The sequence below is a fragment of the Streptomyces sp. HUAS ZL42 genome (assembly GCF_040782645.1).
Taxonomy (GTDB): domain Bacteria; phylum Actinomycetota; class Actinomycetes; order Streptomycetales; family Streptomycetaceae; genus Streptomyces.
The window spans coordinates 3,213,724-3,234,279 of record NZ_CP160403.1; the positions used below are offsets into that span (position 1 = coordinate 3,213,724).

The following is a 20,556-nucleotide window of genomic DNA, read 5'->3' on the forward strand; positions in this document are numbered from 1 at the left end:
GGGGTACCGCGAAGGATCCGCCGGGTTACTGCGGGGGGTTGCCGTGCTTGCGGGAGGGCAGATCGGCGTGCTTCGACTGCAGCATCGCCAAGGAGCGGATGAGTACCTCGCGCGTCTCCGCCGGGTCGATGACGTCGTCGACCAGGCCGCGCTCGGCCGCGTAGTACGGGTGCATCAGCTCGGACTTGTACTCCTTGACCATGCGGGCCCGCATGGCCTCGGGGTCCTCGGCCTCGGCGATCTGACGCCGGAAGATGACGTTGGCGGCACCTTCGGCGCCCATCACGGCGATCTCGTTCGTCGGCCAGGCGTAGGTGAGGTCCGCACCGATGGACTGGCTGTCCATGACGATGTAGGCACCGCCGTACGCCTTGCGCAGGATCAGCGAAATCCGCGGCACGGTCGCGTTGCAGTAGGCGTAGAGCAGCTTCGCGCCGTGGCGGATGATGCCGCCGTGCTCCTGGTCGACACCGGGAAGGAACCCCGGTACGTCCAGGAAAGTGACGATCGGGATGTTAAAAGCATCACACATCTGGACAAAGCGTGCAGCTTTTTCCGAAGCCTCGATGTCCAGCACGCCCGCGAGGGTCTGCGGCTGGTTCGCCACGATGCCGACCACCTGACCGTCGAGGCGGGCCAGCGCGCAGATGATGTTGCGCGCCCAGCGCTCGTGGACCTCCAGGTACTCGCCGTCGTCGACGATCTCCTCGATGACCTTGGCCATGTCGTACGGACGGTTGCCGTCCGCCGGGACCAGGTCCAGCAGTACGTCGCTGCGGCGCTCGACGGCGTCCGTGGACTCCACCCGCGGCGGGTTCTCGCGGTTGTTCTGGGGCAGCAGCGACAGGAGGTAGCGCACCTCGGCGATGCACGTCTCCTCGTCGTCGTAGGCGAAGTGGCAGACGCCGCTGGTCTCGGCGTGCACATCCGCGCCGCCCAGGCCGTTCTGGGTGATCTCCTCGCCGGTGACCGCCTTCACCACGTCAGGCCCGGTGATGAACATCTGGGACGTGTCGCGGACCATGAACACGAAGTCCGTCAGGGCGGGGCTGTACGCCGCACCGCCCGCGCACGGGCCGAGCATGACGCTGATCTGCGGGATGACGCCACTCGCCTTGGTGTTGCGCTGGAAGATGCCGCCGTAGCCGGCGAGGGCGGAGACGCCCTCCTGGATACGGGCACCGGCACCGTCGTTCAGGGACACCAGGGGGGCACCGGCCGCGATGGCCATGTCCATGATCTTGTGGATCTTGGTGGCGTGCGCCTCGCCCAGCGCGCCGCCGAAGATGCGGAAGTCGTGGGCGTAGACGAAGACCGTGCGGCCCTCCACCGTGCCCCAGCCGGTGATGACACCGTCGGTGTACGGCTTCTTGGCCTCCAGACCGAAACCGGTGGCCCGGTGCCGGCGCAGCTGCTCGACCTCACGGAAGGACCCCGGGTCCAGGAGCAGCTCGATGCGCTCCCGGGCGGTCAGCTTGCCCTTGGCGTGCTGCGCCTGGGTCGCCTTCTCGCTCGGACCCGCCAGGGCCTGCGCGCGGATCCCGTGCAGCTCGGCGACCCGGCCGCGCGCGTCGGTCGGCTCCCCGCTGGGCTCCTCGGTCGACTCACCCGTCGTCTCTTCCAAAACGGTCATGTAGCGACCTTACGAAGCCCGCCAAGGAAAGCGAGCCGTCGACTCCGTACAGTCTCCGGACCGTTTTCCTGGTACCACTGAACAGAACCTGAGCGGCATGCAGGCGTTCCAACTGCTCAGGGGGCGTGTGGCTTGTGGAGGTCACACAAAGCGGGGGCGGCTGAGAGCCGATTCACATTGGGGTGGCGGATGCCATCGGTGGGGTGAACGCCGAGCACAGAGTAAGGCCCTCGCGGGGTGCCCGGAACACACCCTCAGACGATGTTGAATTTTCAACGGAATAGGACTACGGTCTCTCCTGTTGGACTCGTTGAAGATTAAACATCCCCTCCCAAGGAGCACGCCATGGGCATCTTCGGCCGCAAGAACACCACCGAGACCGCCGCCGTCCCCGCCGCCGTGAACCCGGACCTCGCCGCCCTGACCGGTGAGTACGCGATCGACGCGTCCCACACCACGATCGGGTTCGTCGCGCGCCACGCGATGGTCACCAACGTCAAGGGCAAGTTCCTCGACTTCACCGGTTCGCTGTACCTCGACGGCACCGACCCGGCCCGGTCCACGGCCTCCATCGACGTCAAGATGGACAGCATCGACACGGGTTCCGCGGACCGCGACGGCCATCTGAAGAGCGCGGACTTCTTCAAGATCGAGGAGTTCCCGACGATGACCTTCCGCTCCACCGGGGCGGAGGCCCTCGGCGGCGACGACTACCGGATCACCGGAGACCTGACCATCCTCGGCGTCACCAAGCCCCTCACCATCGACCTGGAGTTCAACGGCGCCGCGAAGGACCCCTTCGGCAACGAGCGCGTCGGCTTCGAGGGCAAGGCGGAGATCCTGCGCTCCGAGTGGGGCCTGACCTGGAACGCGGCCCTGGAGACGGGCGGCGTCCTGATCTCCGACAAGATCAAGCTGAACTTCGACATCTCGGCGATCAAGAACGCGTGACCCCGCGGCACCGGCTCCACTGACGCCCCCTGAGCGCGCCCGCCCTCTACTCCCCCGTGCCGGAGAGCGGGCGCTCGGCGTGTCCGGCGGCGGTGGCCTCCAGCTTCGCGACCGCAGCCGCGAGCTGCGCCGCCCGACTCTGCGGGGTCCGGGCCCGGAGCAGGCCCAACATCGCAAGGTACCGATCGGTCCGCCCGAGCCCGTCGAAGACGGCCTTGGCGCGCGGCCTGCCCGCCAGCGCCGCGGCGAGGTCCTCTGGGACGTCGGCGTCCTTCTGCGACACGTACGCCGCCGCCCACCGCCCGTCCGCCCGCGCGGCCGCGACCTCCGCGAGCCCGCCGGGCCGCATCCGGCCGGCCGCGGTCAGCTCCTCGACCCTCCGCACATTGACCATCGACCAGAGGCTGCCGGGCCTGCGCGGAGTGATCTTCTGCAGGAAGTACGAGTCGTCGACCCCCTTGCGCTGACCGGTGATCCACCCGTGGCACAGGGCCAGGTCATTGACCTCTGCGGCGGTGACGGAGGCGATGCCCGACCCCTTCCTGGCCACCTTGACCCAGAGGCCGGGACGGGAAGCGGGGTGGGCGGTCAGCCACGCGTCCAGGTGGGCCGCGGTCTCGAAGGCGACGGCGTGCGGGGTGCCCAGTGTCATGAGGCCACCGTAGGAGGCAAATAGGTCTGGAACCGTCCTCATTGGACCCCTCGGGCAACCGCACGCCCACCCCTGTCGTCTCACCTGCCGACACCGATGGGGGAGGCGCCAATGGCCATGGTCGGCCTGTTCTGGATCACCGAGGACTGCGTGTACGTGGGAGCCGAGCCGGTCGGCACCGCGTCGGCGGTACGTCTGACGGAACAGGGCGTCGAGGCCCTGGGGATCAATCACGGCATGTCCTGGAGCTGGAGCGAGGTGGGGCTCCTCGACGTCCGTGACGTGGCCGTGCGGTCCGCCGCCCGGCGCCTCGCGTCCATGGCCTTCGACTCCCTCCTCGTGGCGGTGACCGGCGACGGGGAGCTCCCGCCCGCGTACACGGTGCGTGTGGAGCCGGTGGCCGGCGACGCGGTGGACGTCAGCGTCCTGTCCGCCGTCACCGGCGGGATCTACACGCCGGAGGAGTACGTCCTCTCCCGCACGCTCCTGGAACGCCTCACCGACGGGCGGGCGACCGTCGCCGACCTGCTGGCGTGGCGCCGCGACCACGCCGCCGAGGGCACCCCGTCCCGGGAGGAGCGGGAGGCGCTGCTGCGGAAGTGGACCAGCGAATAATCGCCGTCGTGGCGGCGCCGGAGACCAGTAGCTCTTCCCGGGCCGGGCGTAGGGACGGAGCGGCTCCTCAGGATCCGCGAGGCCGAGCAGGAGGCGAGCAACCGTTTCCTGCGCGCTCTCGGTGTGGGTGTCCTGCTCGACGCCGCCCATCTGATCGTCGCCGGCCCCCACCTCGTACGCCGTCGCTTGGAGCGCTCGGCGGCCGGGCCTCACGCATGGCTGAATCGCACCTCTTGCCCATGGAGTCCCAGCGTTCTCATAATCCAGCAACAGAATTTGACCAGCCCATGCCAATGGATGGCCATTTCTTTGCGCACGTGATTGGCATGAGCGCGTCAATCTTCAACCCCCCACGGAAGGCACCAAGTTGAAGAGACTCCTCACGGCCCTCAAGAGATGCGCGGCCGTCGGCGCCGCCGCCCTCGCGATCGCCAGCCTTCAGCCCGTCTCGGCCGCGCAGGCCGCCCCGCAGCCCGTCGTCGGCGGAACCCGTGCCGCGCAGGGCGAGTTCCCGTTCATGGTCCGGCTCTCCATGGGCTGCGGCGGCGCGCTCTACACCCAGCAGATCGTGCTCACCGCCGCGCACTGCGTGGGCGCGACCGGCAACAACACCAGCATCACCGCCACGGCCGGTGTCGTGGACCTCCAGTCCACCAGTGGCCGCGTGCAGGTGAAGTCCACCAAGGTCTACCGGGCACCCGGTTACAACGGCAACGGCAAGGACTGGGCGCTCATCAAGCTCGCCGCGCCCATCAACCTGCCGACGCTGAAGATCGCCACGACGACGCAGTACAACACTGGCACGTTCACCGTCGCCGGGTGGGGCGCGGCCACCGAGGGCGGCGGTCAGCAGCGCTACATGCTCAAGGCCAACGTGCCGTTCGTGAGCGACGCCACGTGTCGTTCCTACAGCGGCTACAGCGGGCTCATCGCCAGCGACGAGATATGCGCCGGCTACGCGGCGGGCGGGGTCGACACCTGCCAGGGCGACTCCGGCGGACCGATGTTCCGTCGGGACGCGAACAACGCGTGGATCCAGGTCGGCATCGTCAGCTGGGGCATAGGCTGCGCCCGGCCCAACGCGCCCGGGGTCTACACCGAGGTCTCCACCTTCGCCTCGGCGATCGCGTCGGCGGCGTCCACGCTCTGACGCTCAGCTCGTCTCGCTCGTCTCTTACGGCGTACACGGGTCCGGCGCAGAAATGGTGCCGGGCCTGTGTACGCACCGTCCCGGGTGGCTCCGGCCCGAGAAGGGACCTCCACCCGTTCAGAACCCTCCCCCGAAGTCCCCGCCTCCGCCGAAGTCCCCTCCCCCTCCCCCGTCGAAGCCGCCCCCGAAGTCGCCGAAGTCGCCCGAGTCGAAGTCGGCCCCGGAGACGTCGCCGCCCTCGTAGCCGCCGAAGTCGCCGTAGCCGGCACCGTAGTCGGCGGCGTAGGACGGGGTGGCCATCATGCTGCCGAGCAGCGTGCCGATGAGGAGACCGGGGAGGATGCCGCCGCCGAAGTAGCCGCCGGCCCAGGGGCCGTAGGCCGGGCCCGCGTCCCAGTACGGGCGGCGGCCGTAGTCCGTGTCGACCTCGCGGATCACCGGGTCGCGGCCGTCGGCCAGGCGGGTGCGGTCGGCCGCGCACACCGGGACCTCGCGCGGGGCACCGGCCGGGGGCGTCCATGTGGCGTCGGCGACGGACGGGCCGTGGCGGGGGTCGAAGAAGCAGGGCGGGCGGCGTTCGGGCAGCGGCCTGCGCTCCCGGCGGGCGGCGAGCTGGGCGAGGGAGAAGCGGCCGTCCTCCAGGGCCTCGGTGACCGCACGGACGTCCTCCGGTTTGCGTGCCTCCGCCATGAACGTCTTCGCCTGTTCGTAGGCGTCCAGCGCGCGTTCGTAGTCCGCCCGCATCGCGTCGTCGGCGCCCGGTTCGGCCGGGTGGAAGTCGAGGCGGTCCAGTTCCTCGCCGAAGGCGGTGATGTCCTCGTCGACCACGACCCGGAGCCTGTCCAGTGCGGCCCGCTGCTCCTCCTCGTGACGGCGCCGGTTGCGCCGTACCAGCGCGTACGCGCCCGCGCCGCCCGCGACCAGCACCGCTCCCGCGGTGATCAGCCCGGTGTACGACACCCCGCCGCCGTCGCCGGAGCTCCAGCTCGCAGGAGCCGAGCCGCCCATGTTGGCCAGGGCGCGGTCGGTGAAGTCGTTCAGCTGGGCCGCGGTGCCTTTCTCGTCCTCGACGCTGGTGACGAGGTTCCGTACGGCCGTGGGGGGCAGGACCGAGGAGTCGGCCCGGGCGTCGAAGCGGTCGCCCAGGCGGACCGCGTACAGGCCGGTGATGCCCGTGGCGGTGCGCAGGTCGGTGAAGAGGTTCTCCGTGGGGTAGCCGGCGGGCAGGACGGCGATGAAGAGGGGCTTGTCGGCGTCCTCGATCTGCCGCTCCAGCGCGTTCTCGTCCGCGTCCGACAGTTCGGCGGCAGCGGCCGGGTCGACGTAGACCGGGTTCTCGCGGAGGGCCGCGGCGATCGCGGAGATACTCGTGGCCGCCTCGGCGCGCGGGGCGCCCGCCGACAGGACGGCCAGGGCCGTCAGGACGGCGAGCGCCAACGCGATCAGCAGTCCGGCGGGGCCTCGGGTGGGAAGCACGGCCTTCATACTTCGAAGCTACCCGAAGGCGCTCAAATCCGGTCATTCTCGGTGGCGGAAATGCGATGCCTGAGGTCCTCCGGCCGGCCGCGGTCGGCTCCCGCGACCGGCCCGGGCGGTCTTCGTGCAACCCTGCGACCAGTGATGTGGTCAAGGTGACATGAGAAATGCGGGAGCGGCCGTGGCGGGTGTGGTGGCCGGGGCAATGCTGTTGAGCGGGTGCGGCGCGGAGCTGCTGCCGCTGGTCGCTGTTCGGCTGGGTGCGTCTGGCGCGCCGGAGGCCGTGCTGCGGCCCTGCGGCGACGATCTGATCCAGGGGCTCTCGCTCCGAGGAGCACCGGCGGGCTCCGACCGGGTCCTCTCCGGCTGGAGGGTGCCCGGCAAGCGGCACGGCGCCGACGCGGAGTTCCCCTTGTTCTCGCCGCCGGCCGCATGGCATGCGCGGCCGACCGGAGAGCAGCGGCTGGTGCCCGGGTACACGTACGAACTCGTCTTCGGCAAGGCCGAGTTCAACTACGAGTACACGGGCATCGTCACCTTCCGCGCGGCCGACCTCACCGCCCTGAAGCCGGGCCAGGTCTGGGCCGACGACCGCGCGATGAGCCTCGGCGAGTTCGAGGAGCTCGCCGAGGACTCGTGCTGAGCGCCGGTCACTCGGCCGGCTCCACTCCCGCCCGCAGCAGCCCGTACGTGTACGCGTCCTCCAGCGCCTGCCACGACGCCGCGATCACGTTCTCCGCCACGCCGACCGTGGACCACTCGCCGCTGCCGTCCGTGGTGGAGATCAGGACCCGGGTGGTGGACTGGGTGCCGTGCACGCCCTCCAGGATGCGGACCTTGTAGTCGACGAGGTCCAGCTTGGCGAGCTGGGGATAGATCTTCTCCAGGGCCACCCGGAGCGCGCGGTCGAGGGCGTTGACGGGGCCGTTGCCCTCCGCCGTCGCCACGATGCGCTCGCCCTTCGCCCACAGTTTGACCGTGGCCTCGTTGGCGTGGGTGCCGTCGGGGCGGTCCTCGACGATGGCCCGCCAGGACTCGACCTCGAAGTAGCGCAGGGGCTTGCCGCCCTGCACCTCCGTGCGCAGCAGCAGCTCGAACGACGCGTCCGCCGCCTCGTACGTGTAGCCCTTGAGCTCGCGCTCCTTGACGCGCTCCACGACCCGGCCGACCAACTCGCGGTCGCCGCCCAGGTCGATGCCGAGTTCCTTGCCCTTGAGCTCGACGGAGGCCCGGCCCGCCATGTCCGACACCAGCATGCGCATGGTGTTGCCGACCAGCTCCGGGTCGATGTGCTGGTACAGGTCCGGGTCGACCTTGATGGCGGAGGCGTGCAGGCCCGCCTTGTGGGCGAAGGCGGACACGCCCACGTACGGCTGGTGCGTGGACGGCGTGAGGTTCACGACCTCCGCGATCGCGTGCGAGATCCTCGTCATCTCGCGGAGCTTGCCCTCGGGCAGGACCTTCTTGCCGTACTTCAGCTCGAGTGCCGCGACCACCGGGAACAGGTTGGCGTTGCCGACCCGCTCGCCGTAGCCGTTGGCCGTGCACTGGACGTGGGTGGCGCCCGCGTCCACCGCGGCGAGGGTGTTGGCGACCGCGCAGCCCGTGTCGTCCTGGGCGTGGATGCCGAGGCGGGCGCCGGTGTCCGCCAGGACCGTGGAGACGACCGCCTGGACCTGTGCCGGCAGCATGCCGCCGTTGGTGTCGCAGAGGATCACCACGTCCGCGCCGGCCTCCGAGGCCGTCCGTACGACCGCCTTCGCGTACTCCGGGTTGGCCCGGTAGCCGTCGAAGAAGTGCTCGCAGTCCACGAAGACCCGGCGGCCCTCTCCCTTCAGGAAGGACACCGTGTCGCGGACCATCTCGAGGTTCTCGTCCAGCGTCGTGCGCAGGGCCAGCTCGACATGGCGGTCGTGCGACTTCGCGACGAGGGTGATCACCGGGGCGCCCGAGTCCAGGAGCGCCTTGACCTGCGGGTCCTCGGAGGCCTTGGCACCGGCGCGCCGGGTGGCGCCGAAGGCGACCAACTGGGCGTGCTGGAAGTCGATCTCCTGCTGCGCGCGGGCGAAGAACTCGGTGTCCCGCGGGTTGGCGCCGGGCCAGCCGCCCTCGATGAAGCCCACGCCGAAGTCGTCCAGGTGCCGTGCGATGGCGAGCTTGTCGGCGACGGTGAGGTTGATGCCCTCCCGCTGGGCGCCGTCGCGCAGAGTGGTGTCGAAGACGTGAAACGAATCGTCGAGCTCGCTGGATGCGGTCATGGTGTCAAGGCTCCTGTGTTGGATCTCGGTCTGTACCGGAATGACCGGCTCCACCGTCCCCCCATGGTCCCTCGCGCTCTCGCTCCCGGCTGTGGGTGGGCCAGAAAAGCGAAAAACCTCTCGCGGGTGCGAGAGGTCTGCGCGCGGGTCGAGGACGACGGTGGCCGCCCGTACCTGGTCGTACGTGGCGGTCACTGCGGACCGGCGCGCCTGCTGCCAATAATCATGGCGAACGAGAGCACGGGGGCAGTGTGGCACAAGCCGCCCGGGCGCTCACCGCCCGTCTCAGTATGCGAACCCAGTGCTTCAGCGGGGTCGGCGTACGAAACCGTCGCCCGGCGCTGCTACAGCAGGCCCGCGGCAGTGAAGGTGGGCAGGCACAGCGCCATCGTCCCGGCGAACGCCACGGCGGCCGACGGCAGAGCCGCGCCCAGGCCCTCGCCCTGGGTGACCTTGAGGATCACGGCGAGCAGAGCGACGACGAGGGAGAGGAGCACCGCGACCAGGAGCCAGGCAGCCGTGAGCGCCGGCTGGGCAGGTGAGGGGTTCACGGCTCAGCCCACCTCCAGCCCCGGGAGGAACCGGCTCGCGCCGAACGCCGGCTTCAGGTCCGTGAACCAGGTGGCGCCCTCGTCGTACGCGGCGAAGAACGGCCGGTCGACCAGTTGCGGGTCGCGCGCCTGGATCAGGTGCAGCACGAAGACCTTCTCCCCGGCCACTTCGGCGACGCCGTCCACACAGACCTTGCCGGGCATCGCCGACATGACCGGTCCGCGCACGGTGCGCGCGAGGCCGGACACCCGGGCGTAGGCATCGCGGAAGATCGCATGGCCGCGGGCCAGCGGCACCGCGAAGTAGCCCTGGGGCCCCGTGTCCCGCTCCACGAACTGGTAGTACGGCACCGCCCCCAGCGTGGTCGTCTCGTCCCACAGTTCGGCCCAGGCGTCCGCGCTGTCGTTGATACCGGCGACGAGAGGACCCTGACAGCGGATCACGGCCCCCGTGTCGCGCACGCGTCGCACTGCCTGGCGTACGACCGGCGGCCGCAGTTCCCGCGGATGCGTGACATGGGCCATCAGCGCGAGGTGACGGCCGCTCGCCACCACCTTCTCGAAGAGCCTGAGCAGATCGTCGGCGTCCCGGTCGGAGACGAAGCGGTACGGCCAGAAGGCGAGCGACTTGGTACCGATGCGCACCGAGCGGATCGTGTCGATCTCCAGCAGCGGTTCGACGTAACCGCGCAGCACGTCCGTGCTCATGACCATCGGGTCCCCGCCCGTGATCAGCGCGCTGGTGACCTCCGGGTGGGCGCGCAGATAGTTGGCGGTGGCGGCGGTGTCGTCGGTGGCGATGCGCAGGTCGGACTCCCCGACGAACTGCGGCCAGCGGAAGCAGTACGTGCAGTAGGCGTGGCAGGTCTGCCCCTGGCGCGGGAAGATCAGCACCGTCTCGGGGTACTTGTGCTGCAGCCCGGTCAGGCGCCGGCCCTCGTGCACGGGGACGTTGGCGTCGAGCTGGCCCGAGGGGTGCGGGTTGAGCCTCATCCGGATCTCGTGGGCCGCGCGCTGGATCTCGGCCCTGGGCGCCTCCCGCCCCAGCAGATCCGTCATGCGGCGCAGATCGGGCGCGGGCAGCATGCCGGACTGCGGGAAGGTGAGCCGGAAGATCGGATCGTCGAGCCCGGCCGACCAGTCGATCAGCTCGTCGACGACGTACGTGTTCGTGCGGAACGGCAGGACCACCGACACCGCCCGCAGGGCGAGGCGATCGGTGGCGGACAGGGGCACGCGCCGCAGCAGACCGTCCAGATCACGGGGCAGGAAGGCGCGGAAGCGGGGGCTCCCGGGGGGAGCGGGGTGGTGCGCTGAACTCATGTGTGCCAGGGCCCTCTATTCCGTGACCAGGACCGGCGGCCGCAGTTCGACGAAGGCGGTCGCCGACGCATCGTACTTCTCCGTGAAGTGCTGGATGAGTTGCTCGTGCAGCGCGCTCTCGTCGTCGACGACGAACAGCTCGTGCGCGCCCGCGGCACTCAGGGCCTCGCTGTATGCGGAGAGTTGGTCGAGACGGTGGCGGGCGAGGTAGGTGACGAGGTCGGGGGCGGAGACGTACAGGCAGTCGTCGACGAAGACGAAGTGGCACGTGAACTCGCGTCGTCCGTCCTCCGTGTCGACGAGGGTGACCGGCATCCGGGTGAACCGTTCCATCGGCTTGCCCTGCTGCCACAGCTCGTCGAACCGCTGCTCCACGAACGTGCCGAGCGGGGAGCGGGCGGCGACCTCCAGCTGGACGCCCTCGCCCGAGAGCCGGCCGACGGTCAGGAAGGAGACCAGGCAGCGCTCGTCCCAGCGGTAGAGCGTCACTCCGGGGGAGGTGGAGCACAGCCGTACTTCGAGCAGTTGCCTCGCGTTCTCGTCGAGGCGCTGGGCGAACCGGTCCAGGGTGCGCAGGTTGCGCAGGATGTCTCGGCGGATGTCGGCGCTGCGCTCGCCCAGTTCGCGGCCGCGCAGGATGACGGCGAGGGAGTCCGGGTCGAGGAGCAGGATCTGCACGCGCGTGCCGTGCGCGGTGGCCGACTTGACGCCCCGGAAGAGGCGTTCGGAGAACTGGGGGCCGAAGAGGTTGGAGAAGGTGTCGAGGACCTTCACGTTGGAGGTGGCGCCGTGGACCTGGGCGGCGAACCACTCGTAGTCCAGCCGGGTGTGCTCGCGGACCCGGCCCTCCTGGGCGCGGGAGATCAGCGGGCCGATCACGAAGATGGTGACGACGACGCCGACGATGTCGGTGCCGAGGTTGAGGGCGAAGTTCTGGCCGTAGGCGGCCATGCTGTGGGAGCTCCACAACAGGAACCCGGCGCAGGCCGTGAGCAGCACGAGCACAGTGAGGCTCTGGGGGCGGCGCGGGGTGCGTAACGTCCGCGCCAGCCAGCGCAGCCGAGGTATCGGCGACCGTCCGCTCACCCGTGCTCCCTCCCCCGGCCGTGGACACACGGGAGAGCACGCTCCCCCCGCGGAATCAGTCAATACCCGCGCGGGGGAAGCGCTACGCGTCGAACGAACGGGCCCGTGTCCGTATGCCCGTTTGGGGTTGCTCAGCCCAGCTCGTGCATCCAGCCGTGCTTGTCCTCGGCCGTGCCGCGCTGGATGTCCAGCAGCGCCTGGCGCAGCTTCAGTGTGACCTCGCCGGGCTCGCCGCCCGACTGCTTCCACTCGGCGCCCTCTCGCTTGACCGTGCCGACGGGGGTGATCACGGCCGCCGTGCCGCAGGCGAAGACCTCGGTCAGCGTGCCGTTCTCGGAGTCCCGCTGCCACTGGTCGATGGAGACGCGGCCCTCCTCGGCCTCGTAGCCGAGGTCGCGGGCGACGCTGAGGAGGGAGTCACGGGTGACGCCCTCGAGGATGGAGCCGGTCAGCGACGGGGTGACGATCTTGTTGTCGTACACGAAGTACAGGTTCATGCCGCCGAGTTCCTCGACCCACGTGTGCTCGACCGCGTCGAGGTAGCAGACCTGGTCGCAGCCCTTGCCGGCGGCCTCGGCCTGGGCGAGGAGGGAGGCCGCGTAGTTGCCGCCCGTCTTGGCGTCGCCCATGCCACCGGGCACCGCGCGGACGCGGTCCTCGGAGACCCAGATGGAGACCGGCTTGACGCCGCCGGCGAAGTACGCGCCGGCCGGGGACGCGATGACCATGAAGAGGTACTCGTTGGCCGGCTTCACGCCCAGGCCGACCTCCGTGGCGATCATGAAGGGGCGCAGGTAGAGGGACTCCTCGCCGCCGTGCGCCGGCACCCACGCCTTGTCCTGCCGGACCAGTACGTCGCACGCCTCGATGAACGTCTCGACCGGCAGCTCGGGCATGGCCAGGCGGCGGGCGGAGGCCTGGAAGCGCTTGGCGTTCTTGTCCGGGCGGAAGGTGGCGACGGACCCGTCGGGACGGCGGTAGGCCTTCAGACCCTCGAAGATCTCCTGTGCGTAGTGGAGGACCATCGTGGCCGGGTCGAGGGAGATCGGCGCGTACGGCACGAGCTGGCCGTCGTGCCAACCGCGGCCCTCCGTCCACTTGATCGTCACCATGTGGTCGGTGAAGTGTCGGCCGAACCCGGGGTTGGCGAGGATCGCCTCGCGCTCCGCGCTGGAGAGCGGGCTGGCGGAGGGCTTGAGCTCGATCGTGGGCGTCGTCATGAGTAGTTGTCCTTCACCGGTTGTGTGTGACGGGCCGCGCTCACGCCAGTACTGCCAGTGGCCAGTGCTAGGACGTCCGAGCATTCCCTCAATCCGCGGCTCCGCGTTCGATTATCGCAAGCGGGGGTCCGTTGGGGGTACCACCCAGGCCCTTAAGGCACTGGGGGAGAAACGGCGTGAATGCGACCCAGGGGAAGATGGTGGCACCCGGCGACGCATACGAAAAGCCGCCGGGTGCGGATGCGACCCGGCGGCTTCGAGAGTTGGTGCAGCGCGGCGGGTCAGCCGGCTACTCGTACGGAGAGCGCGTCGCCGATCTCGGAGGTGCTGCGGGTGCGCAGCGCGCCGCGCTCCGCGAGGTCGGTGGAGACGGCGTCCTCGATGCGGGTGGCCTCGCCCTCGTAGCCGAGGTGGCGCAGGAGCAGGGCGACGGACAGGACCGTGGCGGTCGGGTCGGCCTTGCCCTGGCCGGCGATGTCCGGGGCCGAGCCGTGGACGGGCTCGAACATGGACGGGAACTCGCCGGACGGGTTGATGTTCCCGCTCGCGGCGACGCCGATGCCGCCGGAGACGGCGGCGGCGAGGTCGGTGATGATGTCGCCGAAGAGGTTGTCGGTGACGATCACGTCGAACCGCTCAGGCTGCGTGACCAGGTAGATGGTCGCCGCGTCCACGTGCATGTACTCCGTGGTGACCTCGGGGAACTCCGCGGCCACCTTGTTGAAGATGTTGGTCCACAGGTGACCCGCGAAGGTCAGCACGTTGTTCTTGTGGATCAGGGCGAGCTTCTTGCGGGGGCGAGCCTGGGCGCGGGCGAACGCGTCGCGGACCACGCGCTCCACACCGAAGGCGGTGTTGACGGAGACCTCGGTGGCGACCTCGTGCTCGGTGCCCTTGCGGATGGTGCCGCCGTTGCCGGTGTACGGGCCCTCGGTGCCCTCTCGGACCACGACGAAGTCGATCTGCGGCTCGCCGGCCAGCGGGGTGGCGACACCCGGAAGGAGCTTCGACGGACGCAGGTTGACGTGGTGGTCGAAGGCGAAGCGGAGCTTGAGCAGGAAGCCGCGCTCCAGGACGCCGGACGGGACGCTCGGGTCGCCGATCGCGCCGAGCAGGATGGCGTCGTGCTTCTTGAGGGAGTCGAGGTCGGCGTCGGTGAGGGTCTCACCGGTGGCGTGGTAGCGCTTGGCGCCGAAGTCGTACTCCTTGGTCTCCAGCTTCACATCCTGCGGAAGGACGGCGGAGAGGACCTTCAGGCCTTCGGCCACGACCTCCTGGCCGATGCCGTCACCGGGGATCACTGCGAGATTGATGCTGCGAGACATGCCCGGAACCCTACTCCTCGTCCCATGGGATGACACACGCCGTCCGCCATACGGACATGAGGCGAGGGGGCAACTTCATTCTGACGGGTTGCGTTCACCGGTACGCCTGGCGGGGGTTGGGAATCGCTGGGAAGTTCCAGCACATGACTGTGTTTCCCAGGGCACTGCCCCCATCAGCGGCTCCGCCGCGGGCCCCCGGACCCCCCGGTCCCGACTTCGGCATCCCGGCACAGCTCGCGGGCCGGATGAGCATGGCGGAGCAGTACGAGTACCTGCGCACGAAGCTGTCCCGGCGCCGCACGCTGGTGACCGCGGGCGCGGTGGCGGGCGGGCTGCTGACGGGCTGCTCGGGGGCGCAGGGTTCCTCCGCGCCGACGCGCTCGGTCTCCCCGCTCACGACGGCCCCCGGCTCCACCGTCGCTCCCTTCGGCCGCCATCTCGCGTTCGGCGCCGATCCGCGGACGGGGATGCGGATCTCCTGGCAGGTGCCGTCCGCGGTGCGCAAGCCCTACCTGCGGATCGGCGCCCGGCCCGACGACCTGGGTGAGAGGGTCGAGGCCGAGGTGCGTGCCCTGCACACCCCGGGCGTCGCGGGTGTGCGGCCGGCGGTCGAGCAGTACTACGTGCACGCGACCCTGGACGGCCTGCTGCCCGGCACGACGTACCACTACGGCGTCGGCCACGACGGCTTCGACCCGGCCGACCCGCGGCACCGCTTCACCCTCGCCTCCTTCCGTACGGCACCGGCGAACCCGGAGACCTTCGTGTTCACCGCCTTCGGCGACCAGGGCGTGGGACGGGCCGCGGCCGCCAACGACCAGGTGCTGCTGCGCCGGAAACCGGCCTTCCACCTGCACGCGGGCGACATCTGCTACGCCGACGTGAACGGGCGGGGCAGGACGTCGGACGGCTACGACCCCACGTTCTGGGACCGGTTCTTCGAGCAGAACGAACCGGTGGCCGGGTCCGTGCCGTGGATGGTGACGACCGGCAACCACGACATGGAGGCCTGGTACTCCCCCGACGGCTACGGCGGCCAACTGGCCCGATTCTCCCTCCCGGAGACCGGCTTCGATCCGCGTGGGGCGCCGGGCGTGTACGCGTTCACGTACGGCAACGTGGGCTTCGTGGCGCTGGACGCGAACGACGTGTCGTACGAGATCCCCGCCAACTTCGGCTACACGGAGGGGAAGCAGACGGCGTGGCTGAACCGCAGGCTCGGCGAGCTGCGGGCGGCGGAGGGCGTCGACTTCGTCGTCGTCTTCTTCCACCACTGCGCGTACTCGACCTCGGCGCACGCCTCCGACGGCGGGATCCGCGCCGAGTGGCTGCCGCTGTTCACCGAGCACCAGGTCGACCTGGTGATCAACGGCCACAACCACGTGTACGAGCGGACGGACGCCATCAGGAACGGTGAGGTGGGCCGGCCGGTGCCGATCGGCGGATCCACGGATCCGGCGCGGGACGGGATCGTGTACGTCACCGCGGGCGGGGGCGGCAAGGATCTGTACGGCTTTCCGGCGGGCGCACAGGAGAGTTACGAGGGGCACGTGCGCGAGCACGAGTCCGTCGACACCTTCCAGTGGACGAAGTCGCGCCACGCCAGGCCGGAGACGGTGGAGTGGTCGCGGGTGCGCTACCGGGGCTTCTCCTTCCTCTCGGTGGAGGCGGAGAGCGGCGCGGCCCCGAGGCTGAAGGTTTCGGCGCTCGCGCAGAGGGGCGAGCGCATCGACCATTTCGAGGTGCGGCGCGGCGGGTGAGACCGCGCCGCACCTCACACGGGTGCGGCTCCCGGCTCAGGGTTGTGACACGTGTACGTCCGCCGTGCGCGGCTCAGTGGCCGGTCTCGCCGCCGTTGTCCCGGCGGTCGAGGGCGCGCTGGAGGGCGGCGGCGGCGTTCTTGCGGTCGGACTCGCTCGTACGGGAGACGTGACGGACTCGGCGGCGGACGGTCGTCTCGGCCATGGGGAATCGACTCCTTCGAAAACCCGGGAGTGCGGAAAGGGTTACGAGACGCCGGATGGGGCGGGGAGCGGTGCCGCAGGGGTTGCCTGCACGGGGCCCGGCTCACGACCGCCATTCGCTTGGTCGAGCGAGACGTTCGGCTTCTACAAACGTAAGGGAGGACCGCGCGTCTGTCTCCACAATTACTCGGACTTCCTACTATCTGAGACGGTGAATCGAGTCACACGGCTCTGAACTGGGCTTTCGCCGTACGTGTCACCCGGAGAGTAGCGACCTCCCCGCTCCGAGAGCACGATGAGGGGGGACCGGAGACTCGGGAGGGAGACCCGATGGCCACGCCACAGTCCCGCACCCAGGTGATGACCCAGCGCCGGTTCGGCGGCCCGGAGGTCCTGGAGATCGGGGAGCGGCCGCTCCCCGAACCCGGCCCCGGAGAGATCCTCCTGCGGGTCCGGGCGGCCGGCGTCAACCCGGTCGACTGGCTGGTGCGTTCGGGCACGGCCCCGCTGTACGGGGAGCCTCCCTTCACGCTGGGCCGGGACGTGTCCGGCGTGGTCGAGGCGGCCGGCCCGGACGCCAGTCTCTTCCGTCCAGGCGACGAGGTGTTCGGGCAGGTCGACGGCGGCGGTTACGCCGCGCACCTCGCCGCCCCCGAGACCTGTTTCGCCGTCAAGCCCGCCGCCCTCGACCACGTCCACGCGGCCGCCGCCCCGACGGCGACGCTCACCGCCTGGCAGGCCCTGATCGACATCGGCCGCATCGGCCCGGGCACCCGCGTGCTGATCCACGCGGCGGCGGGCGGCGTCGGACACGCGGCGGTGCAGCTCGCCAAGGCGGAGGGGGCGTACGTCGTCGGCACGGCCCGGGCCGACAAGCACGGCTTCCTGCACGACCTCGGCGCCGACGAGGTGATCGACTACACGACCGCCGACTTCGCCGCCGAGGTCCTTGACATCGACGTGGCCCTCGACCTGGTCGGCGGCGACTACGGCCCCCGCACCCTCAACACCCTCCGTCCGAACGGCCTGCTGGTCTCGGCGCTCCCAGGCAACCTGGGCCTGGCCCCGGAGGAGGTGGAGGCACGTGGGATGCGGTTCGCGGTCGTCCAGGTGGAACCCTCGGGGGCACGCCTCACCAAGATCGCCTCCCTCCTGGCCGACCGGCGCATCCGCGTCCACGTCGAGGCGACGCTGCCCTTCGCGGAGGCGGCCAAGGCCCATGAGCTGGGCGAGACAGGGCACACGAAGGGCAAGATCGTACTCAGCCTCCCCGACTAGGTGTGCTGCTCTCGCGGACGGATCGCCCACACGACTGATCCTCCGTGCGGCTCGCGACATCGGCCTCCGGCAATGGGAACGGTGACGTCATGAACGACAAGGTCAAAGCAGTTCTCGAGGGCGGTCCGCACGATCTGCCCGAGCGGATCGTCCCGGTTCCCGCCCCAGGAGAGGATGTGAAGATCCAGCTCCGCGGTGGGTACGAGCATTTCAGGGCGACCCCGCGGCAGGCGGACACGCCCGAAGGCAGGCTGCCCGTGTACGAGTGGTGGGAGCGGACGGAAATGCCCGGCTAGAACCTCCTCCGGCTCGGAGCGGGAGCCGGCTCACCGCACGACCGCCGTCACCGCCTCCCGGAAACCCTTCGGATCCTCGACCCACGGCATGTGCCCCGCCTCCGGCAGGATCACCCGCCGCACGCGCGGCAGGGCCCGCTCCAGCGAGTCCACCGCGGAGCGCGGCCGGATGTCCCGGGCGCCGTCGACGATCAGCACGGGCACGTCGAGCGCCCGGCAGGCCGCGTACAGCTCGGGAGTGCCCCACGTCCGCTTCCGCTCGGCGTTCAGGGCCTTGTTGCACTCGGCGTTGATCCCGAACCAGGGGTCGGCCATGCGCCCGGCGTGCTCCAGTGCCCGCCCGCGGTCCTCGAACTCGATCGACCACTGCAGGACGGCGCGCTCCCGCTCCTCCTCGTCGGAGAGGTTCGGACGGTCCGTCAGCTCCTGCCAGCGCGCCATCCGTTGGGGATCCCGGCCGAGCCGTCCGAGGAGGTTCTCCTTGTAGGCGGGGTGCCAGTCCGCGTCGGGGCCGATGCCGGTCCCCGCCACGTACACCAGCGAGCTCACCCGCTCCGGGTGCGCCAGCGCGTAGCTCAGCGCGAGCTGGGCGCCCCAGGAGTGGCCGAGCAACACCATGCGGCCGAGGCCGAAATGCCGTCGTACGGCGTCCAGATCCGCCACGAACCGCTCGCTCGTCCACGGCCCGGCGCACCGTTCCGACCGTCCGCAGCCCCGCTGGTCCCAGCGCACAGTCGTGGCAAGGCCGGCCGGCAGCGCGGCCACGTCCCCGAACATGTCCCACAGCCCGGGCCCGCCGTGGCACAGCACCAGCGGCTCGGCACCGTGTCCCGACCGCGACGCCCACAGCCGTACGCCGTCGTCGGCCGTGACCGTCTCCGTCTCGTTCTCCGTCCACGTCATGAGGGAGAGTCTGCCCGGCCGGGCACACGAACGGGCCAGGTGTTCTCGGCCTGGCCCGTTCGCGTGTGAGGGGGTGTCAGCCCATGTGCGGGTAGGTGTAGTCGGTCGGCGGGACCAGGGTCTCCTTGATGGCGCGGGTCAGGGTCCAGCGCATCAGGTTCTGCGGGGCGCCGGCCTTGTCGTTGGTGCCGGAGGCCCGGCCGCCGCCGAAGGGCTGCTGGCCGACGACGGCACCGGTGGACTTGTCGTTGATGTAGAAGTTGCCGGCCGCGTAGCGCAGCTTCTCCATGGTGTACGCGGCTGCCGCACGGTCGTTCGCGACGACCGAGCCGGTGAGGGCGTAGTCGGACACCGACTCCATCTGGGTCAGCATCTCGTCGTACTTGTCGTCCTCGTAGACGTGCACGGCGAGGAACGGGCCGAAGTACTCGGTGCGGAAGACCTCGTTCTCAGGGTCGCTGCACTCGACGACGGTCGGGCGGACGAAGTAGCCGACCGAGTCGTCGTAGGAGCCGCCGGCGACGATCGTGCAGGCCGGGTCCTCCTTCGCCCGGTCGATCGCGGCCTTGTTCTTGGCGAAGGCGCGCTCGTCGATGACCGCGCCGATGAAGTTGGCGAGGTCGGTGACGTCACCCATGGTCAGGTAGTCGACCTCTGCGGCGAACTCCTCCTTGAAGCCGGAGTTCCAGATCGACGCCGGGATGTACGCCCGGGACGTCGCCGAACACTTCTGGCCCTGGTACTCGAAGGCGCCGCGGGTCAGGGCGGTCTTGAGCACCGCGCGGTCGGCCGACGGGTGGGCGACCAGGAAGTCCTTGCCGCCGGTCTCGCCGACCAGACGCGGGTAGGAGCGGTACCTCTCGATGTTGGCGCCGACCGTCTTCCACAGGTACTGGAAGGTCCTGGTCGAGCCGGTGAAGTGGATGCCGGCCAGGTCACGGTGGACCAGGGCGACCTGGGAGACCTCGACGCCGTCGCCGGTGACAAGGTTGATGACGCCCTTGGGCAGGCCCGCCTCCTCCAGCAGCCGCATCAGCAGCACGGCGGCGTGGGTCTGCGTCGGGGACGGCTTCCAGACGACGACGTTGCCCATCAGGGCGGGGGCCGTCGGCAGGTTGCCCGCGATCGCCGAGAAGTTGAACGGGGTGATCGCGTAGACGAAGCCCTCCAGCGGTCGGTGGTCGAGGCGGTTCCAGACGCCCGGAGCGTTGGCGACGGGCTGCTCGGCCAGGATCTGGCGGGCGTAGTGGACGTTGAAGCGCCAGAAGTCGATCAGCTCGCAGGGGGCGTCGATCTCCGCCTGCTGGGCGGTCTTGGACTGGCCGAGCATGGTGGAGGCGGCGATCGTCTCGCGCCACGGGCCGGCCAGCAGTTCGGCGGCGCGCAGGATGATCGCCGCGCGGTCGTCGAAGGACATCGCGCGCCAGGCGGGCGCGGCGGCGAGGGCCGCGTCGATGGCGTCCTGCGCGTCCTGCTGGGTCGCGTTGCGGTACGTGCCGAGCACGGCCTTGTGGTTGTGCGGCTGGACGACCTGGAACGCGTCACCGCCGCCCAACCGCTTCTCGCCGCCGATCGTGCAGGGCAGGTCGATCGGGTTCTCCGCCAGTTCCTTCAGCTTGGCCTCGAGGCGGGCGCGCTCGGGCGAGCCGGGGGCGTAGCCGTGCACCGGCTCGTTGACGGGGGTGGGGACCTGTGTCACAGCGTCCATGTGTTCCGTACTCCTTGACTTGAGCGGTGTGGGTCAGCCCTTGGTGATCATGCTTCGCGCGAAGAAGCGCAGGTTCGCCGGCTTCTCAGCGAGCCGCCTCATGCTGCGCCCCCCGGGGGCCAACCCCCGGACCCCCGGCAGAAGCCACAGCACAACCCAGATGCATC

Annotated in this window: 19 protein-coding genes; 7 read left to right on the forward strand and 12 right to left on the reverse strand. The window is 70.2% G+C overall.

Annotated features, from left to right (window positions below; genetic code table 11):
- Positions 1 to 25 precede the first annotated feature (25 nt).
- Positions 26 to 1,633 carry an acyl-CoA carboxylase subunit beta gene (locus ABZO29_RS14645; RefSeq protein WP_367320619.1) on the reverse strand — a complete coding sequence of 536 codons (1,608 nt, stop codon included), beginning with the start codon at positions 1,631 to 1,633 and terminating at the stop codon, positions 26 to 28.
- Positions 1,634 to 1,978: 345 nt separating this feature from the next.
- Between ABZO29_RS14645 and ABZO29_RS14650 the strand changes: the two genes are divergently transcribed.
- Entirely contained in the window at positions 1,979 to 2,584 is a 606-nt protein-coding gene (locus tag ABZO29_RS14650) for a YceI family protein (RefSeq protein WP_367320620.1), read from the forward strand.
- A 46-nt stretch (positions 2,585 to 2,630) separates the two neighbouring features.
- Here the strand turns inward: ABZO29_RS14650 and ABZO29_RS14655 are convergent, their stop codons facing one another.
- Positions 2,631 to 3,236, reverse strand: coding sequence for a YdeI family protein (locus ABZO29_RS14655; protein ID WP_367320621.1), 606 nt, complete (start codon positions 3,234 to 3,236; stop codon positions 2,631 to 2,633).
- Positions 3,237 to 3,347: 111 nt separating this feature from the next.
- On the opposite strand from ABZO29_RS14655, the gene ABZO29_RS14660 reads away from it, so the two are divergent.
- Both ABZO29_RS14660 and ABZO29_RS14665 read left to right on the forward strand, forming a co-directional pair.
- The gene (locus ABZO29_RS14660; protein WP_367320622.1) at positions 3,348 to 3,851 is read left to right on the forward strand and encodes a hypothetical protein; all 504 of its coding nucleotides are present in this window, start codon (positions 3,348 to 3,350) and stop codon (positions 3,849 to 3,851) included.
- A gap of 367 nt (positions 3,852 to 4,218) precedes the next feature.
- A complete protein-coding gene (locus ABZO29_RS14665; protein ID WP_367320623.1) occupies positions 4,219 to 5,001 on the forward strand; it encodes a serine protease in 783 nt (260 codons plus the stop codon).
- A gap of 117 nt (positions 5,002 to 5,118) precedes the next feature.
- Here ABZO29_RS14665 and ABZO29_RS14670 read toward each other — a convergent pair whose 3' ends face one another.
- Positions 5,119 to 6,486, reverse strand: a complete 1,368-nt coding sequence (locus tag ABZO29_RS14670) for a hypothetical protein (RefSeq protein WP_367320624.1) — start codon at positions 6,484 to 6,486, stop codon at positions 5,119 to 5,121.
- Between the two features lie 151 nt (positions 6,487 to 6,637).
- Here ABZO29_RS14670 and ABZO29_RS14675 point away from each other — a divergent pair, with 151 nt between their 5' ends.
- A complete protein-coding gene (locus ABZO29_RS14675; protein WP_367320625.1) occupies positions 6,638 to 7,120 on the forward strand; it encodes a hypothetical protein in 483 nt (160 codons plus the stop codon).
- A gap of 7 nt (positions 7,121 to 7,127) precedes the next feature.
- Here the strand turns inward: ABZO29_RS14675 and cimA are convergent, their stop codons facing one another.
- The 6 genes from cimA to ABZO29_RS14705 all read right to left on the reverse strand — a co-directional run bounded on the left by cimA (position 7,128) and on the right by ABZO29_RS14705 (position 14,240).
- Entirely contained in the window at positions 7,128 to 8,735 is a 1,608-nt protein-coding gene (gene cimA, locus ABZO29_RS14680) for a citramalate synthase (RefSeq protein ID WP_367320626.1), read from the reverse strand.
- A gap of 344 nt (positions 8,736 to 9,079) precedes the next feature.
- Entirely contained in the window at positions 9,080 to 9,286 is a 207-nt protein-coding gene (locus ABZO29_RS14685) for a hypothetical protein (RefSeq protein WP_367320627.1), read from the reverse strand.
- A gap of 3 nt (positions 9,287 to 9,289) precedes the next feature.
- Positions 9,290 to 10,609: a KamA family radical SAM protein gene (locus ABZO29_RS14690; RefSeq protein ID WP_367320628.1), complete on the reverse strand. Its 1,320-nt coding sequence runs from the start codon at positions 10,607 to 10,609 to the stop codon at positions 9,290 to 9,292.
- A gap of 15 nt (positions 10,610 to 10,624) precedes the next feature.
- Positions 10,625 to 11,695 carry a hypothetical protein gene (locus ABZO29_RS14695; protein ID WP_367320629.1) on the reverse strand — a complete coding sequence of 357 codons (1,071 nt, stop codon included), beginning with the start codon at positions 11,693 to 11,695 and terminating at the stop codon, positions 10,625 to 10,627.
- Between the two features lie 131 nt (positions 11,696 to 11,826).
- Positions 11,827 to 12,915, reverse strand: a complete 1,089-nt coding sequence (locus ABZO29_RS14700; RefSeq protein ID WP_367320630.1) for a branched-chain amino acid aminotransferase — start codon at positions 12,913 to 12,915, stop codon at positions 11,827 to 11,829.
- 281 nt (positions 12,916 to 13,196) lie between these two features.
- A complete protein-coding gene (locus ABZO29_RS14705) occupies positions 13,197 to 14,240 on the reverse strand; it encodes a 3-isopropylmalate dehydrogenase (RefSeq protein ID WP_367320631.1) in 1,044 nt (347 codons plus the stop codon).
- A gap of 245 nt (positions 14,241 to 14,485) precedes the next feature.
- On the opposite strand from ABZO29_RS14705, the gene ABZO29_RS14710 reads away from it, so the two are divergent.
- The gene (locus ABZO29_RS14710) at positions 14,486 to 16,000 is read left to right on the forward strand and encodes a purple acid phosphatase family protein (protein WP_367326140.1); all 1,515 of its coding nucleotides are present in this window, start codon (positions 14,486 to 14,488) and stop codon (positions 15,998 to 16,000) included.
- Positions 16,001 to 16,073: 73 nt separating this feature from the next.
- On the opposite strand, the gene ABZO29_RS14715 is transcribed toward ABZO29_RS14710, so the two are convergent.
- On the reverse strand, positions 16,074 to 16,205 hold the full coding sequence (locus ABZO29_RS14715; RefSeq protein ID WP_015493350.1) for a hypothetical protein: 132 nt from the start codon (positions 16,203 to 16,205) through the stop codon (positions 16,074 to 16,076).
- Between the two features lie 329 nt (positions 16,206 to 16,534).
- Here ABZO29_RS14715 and ABZO29_RS14720 point away from each other — a divergent pair, with 329 nt between their 5' ends.
- Positions 16,535 to 17,482 carry an NADP-dependent oxidoreductase gene (locus ABZO29_RS14720; protein WP_367320632.1) on the forward strand — a complete coding sequence of 316 codons (948 nt, stop codon included), beginning with the start codon at positions 16,535 to 16,537 and terminating at the stop codon, positions 17,480 to 17,482.
- Between the two features lie 89 nt (positions 17,483 to 17,571).
- Positions 17,572 to 17,778, forward strand: a complete 207-nt coding sequence (locus ABZO29_RS14725) for a DUF5988 family protein (RefSeq protein ID WP_367320633.1) — start codon at positions 17,572 to 17,574, stop codon at positions 17,776 to 17,778.
- Positions 17,779 to 17,808: 30 nt separating this feature from the next.
- Here the strand turns inward: ABZO29_RS14725 and ABZO29_RS14730 are convergent, their stop codons facing one another.
- Entirely contained in the window at positions 17,809 to 18,681 is an 873-nt protein-coding gene (locus ABZO29_RS14730; RefSeq protein WP_367320634.1) for an alpha/beta fold hydrolase, read from the reverse strand.
- Between the two features lie 76 nt (positions 18,682 to 18,757).
- Entirely contained in the window at positions 18,758 to 20,389 is a 1,632-nt protein-coding gene (gene pruA, locus ABZO29_RS14735) for an L-glutamate gamma-semialdehyde dehydrogenase (RefSeq protein WP_367320635.1), read from the reverse strand.
- Positions 20,390 to 20,556: the final 167 nt, after the last annotated feature.